Consider the following 15,258-nt stretch of genomic DNA (forward strand, 5'->3'; position numbering starts at 1 on the left):
TCGTCGAACACCGCCCGGTTGCCCAGCCGTTTGTACTCGGTTTGGAACACATCGAGCGTGGCCGCCACGCACCACCACAGGTCGCCGCTGCTGCCGGGACGCACCTGCTCCGCAGCGGCCCAGTTGGCGACCCGCTGCCCGGACTCGAACATCGCGACGGCCGGCCCAGTTGCCGCAACGGCCGGCTCGCCAAGCTTGCCAGGCACCCCACCAAGCGACGACGCCGCCGCACCACCAGGCAACGACACATCACCGCGTACCGCACCGGCCACGTCCGCGGAAGGGTCTGGCTCGACCGGCGGGGTCGACGTCGACGTGGTCCGCGCTGCCACGTCCACGTGGCGCGCGAGGGCCGACGGGTCGCGCGGGTTGTCGGTCCCGTTCGGTGTCAGCACGATGTACCAGATGTCGTCCGGTCCCGCGTCCTCGCCGGCCCGGGCCTTGGCCCAGGTGCCGAGCATCTGCATGCTGCCGGTGTGGATCTGGTTGCGGGCGGGTTCGTACCAGTGCAGTTGCGTGGTGGGCAGGACCACGCCGGCGGCGGCCGTGGACCCGGCCACGGCCAGCACCCGGGTACCCGGGCGCTGATCGGCCGGCAGGTCGCGGGTCGGCCTGCCCACGGTGAACCCGAGCCCGGGGGCGTCGTCCAGCAGGTCGGCCATCATCTCGGCACGCCGCTGCGGGGTGTACGCCAACCAGGCGGTGGCCATGTCGTCGGGGTGGCCGGTCTCCACCGGCCCGGCCGGCGGGGTGCCGGTGGGTGCCGGCCAGGCCGCGGTGTCCAGGCCACTGGCCAATGCTCGTAGGCCGGCGGCGTCGACCGGCGGAACGGCTTGGGTGAACCACCGGTGGGCCAGGTACCCCTGGTACCGGTTCAGGTGCTCCACCAGGGCGGCGACGGCCGCGGCGAAGTCGTGCCGCGACTCGATCTCCGCCTCGTGCAGGATCTTCAGCCGGGACTCCACATCGGGCCGGCCCCGGTGCGGGGCCAGAGCGGCCTGGAGGGGCGGCGGCAGCCGGCGCACGGCGTCGTCGAGGGTCTCCGGGCGGCCGGTGGCGTCCAGCCGCACCACCTCCCCGCCCGGGTAGGCGAGGTACGGCGGCTCGGCGGTGCTACCACCGTAGACCCGCAGTTCGACCGGGGTGTCCAGGCTCACGGCGAGGTCCCGGGCGAGTTGCACCCGGTCCAGTTCGTGTACGGCGGTCTCGTCCGCCGGGGCGGTCGCGGCGTTGTCGGCCTGCCGGGTGGGGTCGGTGCTCAGCACCACGCGCGCCGGGGGCGTGCCACCGTGCTGCGCGCGTACCGAGCGGTCCAGCTCCTGGACGGCGGACCGGCCGTGGCCGGAGCGGGCGATGTCGGCCAGCGCGGCGTCGATGTCCATGACGGGGGTGCCGCGTGGGGTCGGTGGGACCGGCAACGCCATCGCGTCGACCTGATGTTGTGCGGCGTCCCGGGCGGCCTCGCGGGCCGTCCTGGCCTCGTCGAGCATCCGTACCGTGTTGGTGTGCGCCTGCGCGGAGATGTCGCGGGCTCGGAACTCCTCGCTCGCGGTCTCGACCTGCCGGCGCAGGTCCGGCAGCTCCGAGCGGACCCGGTCGAGGTTCTGTCCGGCGTCCCGGAGGTCGCTGGTGGCTTTCTCCAGCGCCGTCCGGGCCGTGTCCAGTTCCCGCTGCTCCTGGAGAAGTTCTGCCTGGGCGGCGGCCAGCCGTGGCTCGTCCTGGCTGGTGGCGAGGTCGTCGACCGTCTGCCGGGCCGCTGACTCCAACCCCTCTCGTCGCGTCACCTCCGTTTCGAGTCCCGGCATCGCACGGTTGAGGTCGCCGATGTTCTCCTCGAGCCGGGCGCGTTCGCCTTCGGCGGCGGTGACGGCGGTCCTGGCGGCGTCGAGCGACTCCTCTGCGGCGTCCCGGGCGCCCTGCGCGTCGCGGTCGTTCCGGCGCGCCTGGCCGAGGTCGTCGACGGTGCGCTGGAGTTCCTGGGTGGCCTCCTGGAGGCGCTCCCGCGTCACCTGCCGCACCCGGGCAGCCTCGGCATCCGGAGCGTCCGGGGCCGGATCCGGATCCGGTGCGGTGGTGAACAGCCGATCGGCGAGGTGGCGCAGTGCCGGCCCACGGGTGCCGGTGGCGTTGTCAGCGAGGTTGCGGATCGTCTCGGCCCACTGTTGCCGCTGCGGCGCGGAGAGGGTCTGACGGGCGTCGCGCACCAGCGTGGTGACGGCGGTGTCGGGAACGTTCAGGCCGGCGAGCGTGTCGGCGGTGAGGTGCAGGATCGCCGCGTCGACGGCGTCGACCGGACCGTCGAGGGTGGCGGCCAGGTTACCGAGGGCCGACACGGCGGCCGGGTCGGCCAGATCCGGCCGGGCCAGCAGGTTGGTCAGCATCTCCTGCCGCCCGGTCGGCGCCCCCGGGGCCGGCGCAGGCACCGGGGCCGGGGTCCCGGCCGGGGCCGGGGTGGGTGGGGTGGGGCCGAGCAGGTATTGGTACCCGTCGTCGAGGTGGCCGTAGCGGGCCAGGGTGAGCAGCGCGTCCCGGGCGGCGAGGTCGACGTCGTGGGGCAGTCCCGCCCGGCGGATCTGAAGCTCGCTGTGCGCCCGGTCGGAGAGCAGGTCCGCCCGGTGATCGTCGAGGAAGGTGCGGGAGTCGTCCAGTTTGCTGTCGAGCCACTGGTCGAGGGCGGCGGATGCCGGGGGCATCGAATGGTGCACGACGTGGGCCGGCGGCAGGGGGGCGGCCGCCACCGTCCCGGCCCAGGCGGCGGACGCTGAGGTCAGGTCGTCGAGAGTGGAGACGTTCCGCCACGCCTCGGCCAGGGCGGTCGCGGTCGTCCCGGACGCGGTCAGCCTGGCGGCGGCGTCCGGTGCCAGGTCGTCGAGCAGGTTGATGTTGTGGTACAGCATCCGCTCGTCGGCGGGGAGCGCGGCGCGTAGCGTCGCCACGTCGTCGCGGTCGGGTGCCGCGGGCAGCCGGTCGACCAGGTCTTGCAGGGTTTCCGGCCAGTTCTGTTGGGGGTTGATGGTCCACGCGGCGGAGGCGATGGCCCGGAAGGTGTCCAGTGGTCCGACGGCCGGGTCGAGGATGTCGGCCACGGCCCGCAGGATGCCCGCGTCGGAGACGGCCTCCCGCTCCGGCCGGGGCTGGGTGACCCGGGGGTCGGCGTCGACGAGGTCGGCCAGCGCCCGCAGCCCGGCCGGCGCGGCCGGGTCGGTCGGTGCCACCGCGGCCACCGCGGCCACCGCGTCGGCGAGCACGCGGTGGCGGGCCGCCGCGTCGGCGGCGTCGAGGTAGTCGAAGGCGGCGGTCAGTTGTCCGGCACGAATCGCGTCCAGCAGGGCCTGGTGCCGGTCGAGGACCGGATCGCCGGGCGGCGCCGGGGCCGTCTCGGGCCGGGTCGAGTCGGGCTGGGCCGGCGGGGCCGGGGGTGGCGCCTGCTGGTCCTGCGCCAGCCGCGCCGCGGTCGGGTCGGCGCGCAGCGCCGCGAGGTTGTCTTCCGCGAACTGCCGGGACGCCGCCCAGTTGCCGTCGTGGAGCAGCCAGCTCGTCAGCGCGTCGGGCTCGGCCAGGGTGACGGCCTGCGCCCCGGCGAGTACGTCCTGGAACTGCTGGTCGTCGAGGGTCCGCTCGGCCGTCCCGAGGGCGAACGGGTCGTAGAGCCGGTAGGTGCCGTCGGCGTCGACACGTGCTGCGGCGGCGCCTTGGGGGCGGGAGATCCACAGTCGGGTACCGGGGCGCAGCGTGTCCGGTGCCTGGGGTAGTGGCCCGGTGGTGGTCCATCCCGGGGGCAGGGCGGGGGCCAGCAGCCGCCGTGCCTGACCGGCCCGCGTCTGCGGGGTGTCGGTGTCGTGCCGGGTAGCGTGGCCCGCGAGGGGGTTCGCCGATCGGGCGGGCAGGCCCTCGGTGATCCACTCGCGGGCGCGGTCGTCGGCGTCGGCGCGTGCCTGCCGGATGTGCGTCTCCAGCTCCGGGCCCAGCTCCGCGGCGGCGTCCATCTGCACCGGGGTGCGCCCCAGCAGCTCGTGGTAGGTGGCCATCTGCCGCCGCAGGCGAATCCCGGCAGCGTCGGCCCGCAGCTTCAGGTCACGGTCCAGGTCGAAGATCACCTCGGGGGCCGTGATCGGGGCGAACGTGCCGTCCGGGCCCTCCCGCAGCTCGGTGATCCAGCCCTGCGGGTCGATCCGGTACCGGCTGGCCGCGCCCTGGTCGTCGGTGACGGTCAGGTCGAGGTGGGTCTTCAGCTCGAACGCCACCACCCGGGCCACCGTGCGCGGGTCCTGAGCGAGCAGTTCCACCACCTCCGGCGGGGTGACCGACGCGGAGCCCGGCGGCAGCACATCCTGCACCCGCTCGACGATCTCCGGGATCCGCTCGTTGAACTGCCGCACGTCGGCTGCGGACGGCGCGGCGCCGACCGCGAGTTTGCCGACCCGGTTCCTCCAGGCCTTCAACTCGGCGAGACCGGCGGTGGCCTGCTGCGTGGCGTTGAGCCGCTGGAGGTGACCCACCGCCCAGTCCAAGGTCACCTCGTACCGGCGGCGGGTCTGCTCGGCGGCGCTGGCGGTCAGCCGGAGCGGGCTGACCGGGTCGTAGTGGTTACCGATCTGGTCACGGATCAGCAGGGCCGCGTGCTGGGGCGCCTGTTGGGGGTCGAAGGTGCCGGCGTCGATGACACGGCCGGCGACCGGGGCGGCGGCCATACCCGCTGGGGTGGCGCGTTGTAGCAGACCCTCCAGGCCGATCGTGGGGGCGTCTGCCGCTGGTGCGGGCCAGCCGGCCGGGTTGTTCGCCTTCCAGTCGTACCGTTCGGAGAGCGCGCGCTGGAGCTTGTGTACCTCGTCGGCGTACATCTCGTAGAACCCGTCGCCGCTCATCCAACCGGTGCCGGGGGCGTCGTCGGCCTCGAACCGCTCCGGTCCGATCGGCGCCAGGCCGGCGTCGCGGTGGAACGCGCTGTGCCAGTGCGGGACCGCGACGAAACGGGCCTGGGTGCGGATCCGGACCAGGTACGTCACCCCCTGCATCTTGAGGTGGTTCTCGAGCCGCTTGGTGTCGTCGAAGGTGGCGCTGTGGCTGGCCGGCGCGGTCCGGTTCGCGCCGGTGGAGATCTTGCCGGCGACCGTCTTGTCCTCCTGCACGCCGATGTTCGTCGTCCCGAACGGGGGCAAACCGTAGGACATCTCCGCGTCGAGGTTGGGCCGCCACCGGTTGCGCGACTGGGTGGCCGAGGTGGTGGACGCGAACTTGGCGTATCGGCCGGTGCCGGTGGTGGTGAGCCTGCTGATGATCTCCAGCGAGTGCAGCTTGACGTACATCCGCATGGCGACCCGGTTGTTGGACGCGCCGGCGACGAACAGGTGCGAGCCGAGCAGGTATCCGCCGTCGCCCAGCCCGTCGGAGAGGTGGTTGTCGACGTTGAGCCGGGACAGCAGGCCGTCGAGCGCCACGCTGCCCCGGTAGGCCGGGTCGTTGGCGTGCGAGCCGAGCACGTTGCCCATGAGGTGCCGGGCGGCCGGGTAGAGGTCGTCGACCAGGGCGTTGACGTAGGCGTCGCCGGGCAGCGACGGCAGCGCGCGCAGGTCCAGTTGCGGCGACCGGGGCACGGGGGTGGCCTCGGCCAGCCCTCGGGGCACCTTGAAGTCGATCCGCCCCTCGTAGTGACGGGTCAGCACCGGCTCCACCGGCGCGAGGGAGACCCAGTCGGCGAAACCGGCGGGCGCGTGGTGCAACGCCCAGTCCGCCGCGTCGTTCAGGGCCGTCATCACGTGGTTCACCAGGTAGCTCGGCTGCCAGCCGTGCATGTGCACCCGGCTGAACTTCAGGGTGAGGCCGATGAGGGCCCTGGCCAGGTAATGCCCCGTCCAGTCGTAGACGGTCCGTTCCCGGACGACCTGCGCGGCGCCCTTGACGCCGCGCCCCCCGCTCGGCGCGAACGACAGCGACCCGGCGGTGGACACCGGGACGCCGTCGATCGAGAAGCCGAACTTGGCCGGCATGAGGTTCCAGCCCAGCGCCTGCCCGATGATACGAGCGGTCGCGCCGTAGGCGTGCTCGTAGTTCTCGATGCCGTAGTCGGCAACCCAGTCGGCGTACCAGGGACTGTCTCCCAGGGTGGCCGAGATTTCCAGCTTGAACATCTGGGCCGCCACCGGGTTGCGCTGGTCGACCAGGTAGAACGACACGCCGTTGTAGCGGTGCAGCATGTCGGCGAACACGATGTTGGCGCGTTGGCCGGCGAGCGTGGACTGGAGCGTTTCGAGGCCGCCGGGCAGCGCGCCGACCACCGACTCGTCGGGCGAGACCATCAGGACGCCCCAACTGGTCCCCGCCCCCGGCCAGTTGTCGTGGCTGGCGCCGAGCAGCCCGGGCCGGCCGGCGTCCACCAGCTCCCGGACGGCGTCCAGCACGGTCGTGGTGGGGCGTGGCCCGCCGTCGGCCGGTGCCGGCCCGGTGAACAGCGTCACCTCGTCGACGCCCGCGTGGCCCAGCGTCCGGTCACCGGTACGGGTCAGGTAGGGCGGCATGGTCAGCGCGCTGAACGGGTTGACGTTCGGGTCCAGGGTGATCCCGAAGTCGGTGGTGAACTGCGCGCGGCGGCGCGGGTCGAGCACCGCGCCGCGCTGGGCCAGGTCCACGTGCCGGTCGGCGAGCGTGTGCGCCCACGTCTGGACCCGGTGCTGGATCAGGTACGTGCCGAGGTCGGGCAGACCGGCGGCGGTGCGGCTGGCGGCGCGGTCGGCCAGTTCGCCACGCCACCGGCTGAGCAGCCCCGCCACGGTGTTGCCGCTGAGCACCAACTCGCCGCGGGACCACCGGCCCATCGCGTCGAGCAGCTGCACATCGCTGATCGGCAGCTTTCCGGCCGCGTACTGCGCCAGGGCCTCCGCCTCGGGCAGGATGAACTGCATCATGCGGCCCCGCAGGTCGGCTCCGGGTGGCACGCTGACCCGGCTGACGACGAACCCGACCTGCTTGTGGATGCCGGCGCGGACGTTGATGTCGTATTCCGCCTCGAAGGCGTACCCCCGGCCGAAGGCCAGCTTGAGCATCTCCAGGCCGCCGACGCGCTTGTTCTCCGCCGACTCGTTCTCGCTGAACCGCACGCCCGCCGACTCGCCGAAGCTGAACTTCAGCGGGCCGAAGTCGTGGCCGAGGCCGATGTTGGGCAGGTTGAACACCTTCGCGAACGACCGGTTGGCGACGTTGACGGTCTCGGCCAGGTACAGCTCGATCAGGCCGGTGACGTACTGGTCCGGGGTGGCTCCGACGAACCGCGCCCCCCGGATACGGGGCACCTTGATCGAGAGCGCCGCTCTGGTGTTCGCCACGAGGCCCGGCTCGACCAGGGTGGTCGCGCCGTACTGGCCGAGCACGGCCTCCTTGAACCGCGACTGGAAGGTGATGTGGTTGGTCAGACTGGCCACCGGCCCGGTCATCGGCTGGCCGGCCTGGGTCAGCTCCTGCGGCAACTGGTCCTGCGCCGCGGCGTGCAGGCCGTGCGCGTCGACGAAGTACACGATGCCCTGGTTGAGCACCGACGGTTCGGTGTCGCCGGGGGCCACCTCGCTGAAGGTGGCCGGGTCGGTGTTGAACTTCAGCAGCGCGGCGTGCACGTTGGCGCGGATCAGCTCCGGCGAGACGATCGGGGTGGCCCGGTCGCTGATCCGGACCACGAAGCCCAGGTCGTACGGCAGGTTGACGAACATCACCCGGCTGCTGGTCTCCTTCAGCTCCGGCCGGTTGACCACCCGGGTCACCCGCTCGGCGGCGCCGACGTTGCGGCTCACCGACCCGCCGAGGAGTCCGACGGACCGGAGCTCCTTGACGCTCGGCGGCATCGCGGTGTTCACCCCGGCCTCCGCCAACCAGCCCTGGTTGCCGCTCGCGCCCTGGCCGGCGATGCCGAGCGACATCCCGAGGGTGACCGTGCTCACCTCGTCGCTGAGCCGTTCGAAGTGCACCGAGTTGCCGTCCGCGTCGACGTCCGCGGAGATCCGGGGGATCGCGTAGACGGTCACCTCGGCGGTACGCATCACCCCGTTGCGCCAACTGTGCAGGGTGAGCGGCATTCCCGCTTTCGGGGCGGGCGCGTCCGGGTCGTCGACGGCAGCGGCGCCGTCCTGGCCGAGCGGGTCGAAGTGCGACTCCAGGCCGTCGCCGCTCACCATCTTGATGAACAGGTCCAGGTTGTCGATCGCGGCGTCGGTGTCGCGGTGGACGACCTCGTCGTAGGCGTCCCGCACCCCGTCGACCATCCGACCCAGCAGCGGCCGTTCCTCCAGGGGCGTACCGGGATCCGGGGTCGCCGGCCGGCTCTGCTTCCCGTGCGCCCACGGCCGGTCCGGGTCCGCCGGGAGGAACCCCTCGTCGGCCAGCACCCGCATGAGACCGGCCCGGAGCTGCCGCACCGCCGGCTTGTCGATCCTTGGCAGGGACTGACCCAGCAGGCCCCGCCCCTCGAGGACGTGCCGGGGCAGCACGTTACCGCCGGTGTCCTCCGGGTGCACACCGGTGTTGCGCAGCCGCTGCCGCCACTGGTCGTGCGGCACCGACCGGGGTCCTCCGCCTGCCGGCACCACCGCCAGGTCACCGTCCGCAAGACCGGGCATGGGATCGGGGGCGAAGGCGTCCGCGTCGACGCTGAACCCGTGGTCGAAAGCGTCCGGCTCGGACATCCGGAGCACCGCCGACCCGCTCACCACCGGCGTCGGATGCGGCCACTCACGCGGCCGGCGGGAGGTGATTACCTCGGCGTGCCACTCGAACGGCACCTCATGGCCGACCGTCTGACCGGTGTACCGGCCGACCACGACGTTCAGCGACGCCACCGTGACGCCACCACCGTCGTTGCTGGTCCAGCTCATTCCCGCACGGGCGGAGAGACCGAGCTTGGCGTTCTCCTTGTACACCTGTGGATCGTCGAGACGCCTGGCCAAGGGCAGGTCTACCGCGCCACCGAGGGACAGCCCGGCGGACTGCTGGAGGGTGAACTCGCCGCCCTGCCCCACGATGCCGGTACGCACCTGCTCGATGTGGGCCTTGTCGCTGCTGGCGCCCACCCGCGTGGAGCCGCCGCCGAGGCCCACCTGCACGGAGCCGCCGAGACGACGGCCGTAGACCCGGATGCTGGCAGCCGCGTACCCGTCGTCGTGCAACGTGAACGCGTAGCCCCGGGTCAGCGCGCCGGCGTCGCCGTCCGTCTCCGGCGTCCGCCGGTTGTTCACCGCCTCGTCGAAGTGGGTCTCCAGGTTCCACAGCTTGCGCTGCAACTCGTTGCGCATCGGACTTTCGATGGACATGTCGAAGCCGTCGGCGCGCAGCCGGTCGATGACGAGGTCGTACAGCTCGTTCAGGCCGGTGATGTTGCTGGCGGAGAAGAGCTCCGGGACCCGCGTCAGGTTGTCCCGCATGTGCTCGGGCAGGTCGGCGACCACCTGCTCGCCGGCGTTCTCCAGCAGGTGATCGGGGATCGCCACCACCAGCCGGGCCGGTTCCTGCCCGTCCGGCGGCTCCGGCACCTCCACCGCCTGCCACGGCTGTTCGTCGCCGCGCGCCTCGATCAACCACCCCGGCTTGTACGAGTAGAACGTCGAATCCGCGCGGGTGTCGAACACCCGACCCTTCTCCGCGTCGATCAGGTAGGCGGACTTCTGGTCCACCTTGTTGAGGGTGGCGTTGAAGCGGGGCCCCAAGTGGGTCGTCGGGCCGAGCGGCACGTCGACGTTGAAGTCACCCCGCAACCGCACCGCCCGCGTCGGGGCCCCGTCCGACTGGCTGTGCGCACCCGTCTGGAAAACACCCTGGGTCAACTGGTTGGCGTGGAAACGGCCGTTCTCACTCGTCAGGCCCTCGGTGTCGTCCAGCGACGGCCCGGGCGTCTCCGTGTCGAACGAACCCGCCGGGTTCGACACCAACTGCGGGTCGTCCGGCCGCAGGCGGGCCCGCACCTCCATGCCGCCCAACGTGAACAGGTACCCGTCTGCGGAGACCACCTGCGGGTAGTTGTTGAGCAGCCGCTCATGCAACTGTTCCCATTCGTTGTCCCCCACGGTGACGCCCCGCCGGGTCGCCTCCGCGCGCAGCCCCTGCTCGATGCGGTCCAGGTCCGGCAACGCCGCCTTGGGGTCACCCAGTGCGAGCGCCCGCCGGTCCGGGTTGGCCGGCCGCGCCGGGGCCTGCGCAGACGACCCGTCGGGATCGGGTGCGGCCGGTCCGGCGCTGGCCTCGTTGCCGAAGACCCGGACATCCCGGTCGGCCTCCGGCACACCGGACAGCAGCCGGGCGGCCGCGTCGGCCACCTCGCGCGGGATGGGACCACCCCGGGACTGGACAACCACGGCCACCCCGGTCGCGGGGGCCGCCAGGGCATCGGGGGACAGCGTGTCCGGGCTGGTGCCGTTCTGCGCGAACAGGACGACCCCAGTGTGCTCCCGGACCGTCCAACCCCGGTACACCTCGAACCCACCGGCGGCAGCCGGTCGCAGGCCCAGCGGCCCCGGCTGCCGAGGCGGTGCCGGACGCAGCGGCACCCGCCAGGCGTGCGCGGCGGCCGGGAAGGTCTCCTGACCCCGGGCGTCGACCGGGATCAGCTCGTCGACACCGGCCGGCTGCCGGCCCACCACGGAGACCGGCAACACCACCTCCAGCCGCCCGCCGAACCGCTCCCGCAACAGCTCCGCCACCCGGGCAGCGGCCACCGCACCGGACGGCGTACCCGGTGTGCTGGTGGCCGGTGGCGCGACGAACACCTGGAGCGGGCCGGAACCCGGCGGAAGCCCCCGACGGACGGCCTCCACGACAGCGACCGGGTCGCCGACCGACTCGTCCACCACCAGCCGGGGCCGGTCCGGGCTGGCCAGGTCGGACCAGTGCAGGGTCGTGGCACCGGCCGGCGGCCGTGGACCGGTGTGGGCGAGCACCCCACCCGGGACGTGGCTCAGCTGGACCCCGGCCGGCAGGCCGGACACCTCCGACGGGACGAGAGTACGTCGGTCCAGCCCCAACCCCGACGTGATGAGGTGCGTCGGTGGCGCGGCCGGCATGCCCCCGAAGATCCGACCGACCCGGTCGCGTACCCGCTCGGGCAGCGGGGTCGCCCGCCAGCCCAGGAACACCGCCGGCTCGGCCAGCCAGCCACCGGTGTCCGGCAGCAACCGACGCGCCCCGTCCAATTCGGACTCCGGCCCGATCCACAGATGGCTACCGCCGTCCCACACCACCCAACCGTCACCGAGCCCGTACACGCCGGGCGACTGCTCGATCAGCCCGTACGGGGCGGGCCGGCGCGGTGCACCGGCGCTCTCGGGCAGGAACAGATACCGCTCCGGCCGCCCACTGAAGAACGTCACCTCGCCGTTGGCGTCCAACGGGACGACCTGCGGGCTGGGCACCGGCCGGTCCCGCAACGCCGACCGGGGCACCGACAGCATGGCCGAGGACTGCCCCAGCGCCTGCGCGGTGACCTCCAGCGCCCGGGCCACGCTGACCGGCTGGTCCTGCGGCCAGTGCAGGACAGCCATGGTGGCGTCCTGCGCCCGCAACCCGGCCAGCGCGGCACCGAGACGGTCCGGGTCGAGCACCGAGGAGTGCAGCAGAACGGCCGGGCCGGGACCCGTCGGAGCCAACACCCGCGAGCTGATCGGGCCGGGCACGGTGCCACCATCGTGCAGCAGCACACCGCCCACCGCGCGCTGGAGCCGCAGGTTCTCCGGCAGCCCCTCGGCCATCACGACCAGCGGCGCGTCCGCGGACGCGGCCGGCCGGACGACCTGCTGCTGACTGTCCTCGGCAACCGGTGCCGGCGGTTGCGGGGTCAGCGCGAGCTGCTGCGGGGGTACGGCCGACGGCTCGACCGCCGCAGCGGTTTCCGGCACCAACGCGTCGAAGTGGACGCCCGGCCGATCCGGATCGGCGGCCACGGGGGCCAGACTGACCGGGGTGCCCCCGGCCGGGCCGTACCCGCCCACCGGCTGCACCCCGTCCGGGGCGACCTGGGAAATCTGCATCCCGGCACCGGTCGCGTGCGCCAGCAACGGTGCCAGGAACTGGCCGGCCGGGGTGTCCGACAGGTTCGCCCAGTCAGTCACGGCAGCCTTCACCGCAGCCAGTTCCTCAGGGTCGAGCTGGCGATCGGGGTCGGTCAACACCTCGAACAGGTGACGGCCGGCGTCCGCCGGATTCCCCCGTATTTCGTCGAGACGTGCCCGCCCAGTGTCCGGGTCCAGGAGACCGGCGTCCATCAGGTCACCGAGACGCCACCGCGCCTGGTCGGGGCTCAGCGCCGCCACGTCCCGCTCGTATTGCGGCCGGAAGGCGAGCCGCTGCGCGGTCACGTCCGCCGGCAACCGACCCGCGTTCTCCTCCAGATAGCCCGACACGTGGTCCCGCAACAACTCGGTGATCCGACCAAGCTCGGACCCCTGCGGCACCCCGGTACGAACCGACTCGGCAACAGCGGCCCGCACCCCGGCCGGATCGGACAGGAACCCCCGCAGGTCCGCCGGAAGCCGCGCGCCCAGCGCGGTGCGGACCAGGGCCGGTTCGGAGACGATCAGCGCCGACAACAGGTCGAGACCGTCGCGGGGCACGCCGAACCGGACCAGGGGAAGCTCGGGGAAGATGCGCTCCGCCTGCATGGCTTGGGACGGGCCGCGGGGTGTGGTGGTGGAGGCGAGCAGGATGGCGCTGGGGTCGACGCGGGTCGTGGTGATCGGCCGCGGGTGTGCGGTGGTGCGGTCGGGCAAAAGGTCGGTGATGGTGGTGGGTCGCCCGGTGCTGTCGAACACGGCGATTCGGGTGCTCGATGCGAACAGGTGTCGGAGCCACGGGTCGCCTTCCGGATCGGACGGTTCGGGTCGGTCCTCGGCGCCGGGCACCAGGCCGTCGCGCACCTTGATGGTCGGTGGTCCGGATGGTTGTGGTTGGCTGTGGAGGGCGAACACGTGTTGTGGTTCGTTGGGTGGTGCGTCCCTGACCACGACCATCGATCCCGGTGCCGCTCGCAGGGCGGCGAGCACGTCCTCCGGTCTGACTCCGTCGGGGTGGGCGACGCGCTCGTCTGTCGCGCCGAGGATGTCCAGGAGTTGCGGCCAGTTCCTGGTGGGTGCGGGTCGGCCGTCGGGTCCGATGATTCGGTCGTCGAGTACCCTCCGTTTGCCGGGCCGTCCGTACGCGGTGGTGTAGGCGTCGAGGGTGGCCTGCACGCACCACCACCACGGGTCGCGGCTGTTGTCGGAGCCCACCGGTGTCTGATCGACCCAGTCGGCGACCCGCCGCGCGGACTCGGCCGCCGCGACGGCCTGCCCGGCCGCCGCGACCGCCGGCTCCGGTGCCGTGATGGCCGGCTCGCGGCGTCCGTCCGGGCCACCACCGACCGGTTCGTCCAGCGAGGACACGTTACTGAACGAATCTCTGTCGCCGAAATCGCGCGTGACCGGGTCGCCGCTGATCAACCCGTCCCGCGAGGAGGCGTCCCTGAACGGGTCCGTGTCCCTGAATTCGCGCTTGGCCGCTTCACCATTGTCCGACTCGTCGAGCGACGACACGCCATTGACCGAATCCCCGTCGTTGAAGTCGCGTTTGACCGGGTCGCGGCTGATCGACTCGTCCAGCGAGGAGAGGTGACTGACCGTCATGGTGTCGTTGGAGCTGCCCTCGCCGCTGAACACGCTGGAGACGGACGAGTCCCTGTCCGACGCCGCGTCGCTGGTGTTGTGGTGGTTCGGCGTGCCGTCGGCGCCGGGGGCAGCGCCACCTGGCACCGTACTGCGGGCACCGGCCGCATTCGGCGTGCCCGGAGTGCCCGGCGCGCTGGGCGCAGCCGGCACCCCGGACGTGCCCGGCGCGCTGGGCGCAGCCGGCTCGCTGGGGGTGGCCGGCGTGGCGCTGCCGGCGGCCTGGGCGAGTACCTGGTGGTATCCGTTGACCCAATCCCGCTTAAAGGATTCGGGGAAGTCGTGGTTGGCCGGATTGACGCCGTACTTTTCGGCCAGCTTGTCGAACTGGGTTATTGCCAGGTGCTCAGGGCTCACCGGCACCGTCGGCACGTCGGTACGCCGGTTTGCCGGGGTGTCCGCGGGGGACGGGATGGTGTGCGGTGCGATGGTGTCGGGAATGGTCGCGGCCGTGAAACGGGCGGGCAGGTCGGTGATCACCTGTCGGACCACGTTCGCCACGGCGTTGACCTGCGCGGCGTCGGGGCTGGCCACCTCAGCGGGCAGCACGGCCGGCAGCACGGGGGGCAGTGCGGAGGTACCGAGGATCGCACGGACGCTTCGCTCCACCTGAAGCTCGACCGCCGCGCGCACGGCAGCGGACGGTACCGCCGCCCCGGCGCCTGCCGGCACGCCGGCGCCCCCCGACGTGCCAGCGGCCGACGGCGTGCCAGCGGCCGACGGCGTGCCAGCGGCGAGGTACCGGTCGATGTGGTATTGGGCGGCCAGGTGCGCGCCCGCGCCCAGCGCCTCCCGGTCGAACGCCGCCGGCAGCGCGGCGATCACCTGCTCCGACCGCACCTCGTCCGGGATCTGCTCGCCTGCGGACGCCAACGCCTCGGCCATCCGGGCCACCGCCCGCTCCCGGACACCGGTGAGATCCTCCTCGGTGAGCGCGGTGCCGGGCAGACCGACCGCGGACAGGAAAGCCGGAACAGCGGGATCACCCTGCCGGGCGTCGACCCACTCGGCGAAAATCCGCTCGATCGGCACGGCAAGCGCGGCCATGCTCTTTTCCGCCTGAGCCACCCCGGCCAGCAGCCCACCGTAGCGGTCCACAAGATCCTGCTGGAACCGTTGCCACTGCTCGACCACCGGCACACCAGCTGCCACGACCCACTCCGGCGCCGGCGCGGCCGGCATCGACCACGACGGCATCGACCACGACGGCACCGACAGGTCCAGGTTCGGCCTGGGCAGGTTCAGGTTCGGCGTGGGCGGCGTGGGCAGGTTCGATGCCGGCAGCGGCGGGGTGGGCGGCAGGGCCTGCGTGCCGGTACCCACAGCCTTCGGATCGTCGACCCCAGTCTGGTCCCCCGTGGACGTGTCCCCACCCGGTTTCGGCTCCACCGGCAGGACTGGCCTTCCGTCCGACGTGAGACCGATGTGAGGCACCTGCACCTGGGGCGCTTTCATGGCGCGACCGGCCGCGGCCCCGGGGGGGGGGGGGGGGGGGGGGGCCCCCCCCCCCCCCAAACCCCAAAAAAAAAAAACAAAAAAAAAAGGGGGGGGGGGAGAGGGGGGGGTTGTCCTACTCGTCTCTTTTCGTTTTTTG

General features: G+C 72.6%; 1 pseudogene. It reads right to left on the reverse strand.

Annotated features, from left to right (window positions below):
* Positions 1–14,987: pseudogene (locus ACZ6O2_RS35145) on the reverse strand (hypothetical protein); the annotation flags it as partial.
* Positions 14,988–15,258: the final 271 nt, after the last annotated feature.

This window comes from Micromonospora sp. NPDC048040, assembly GCF_055587185.1.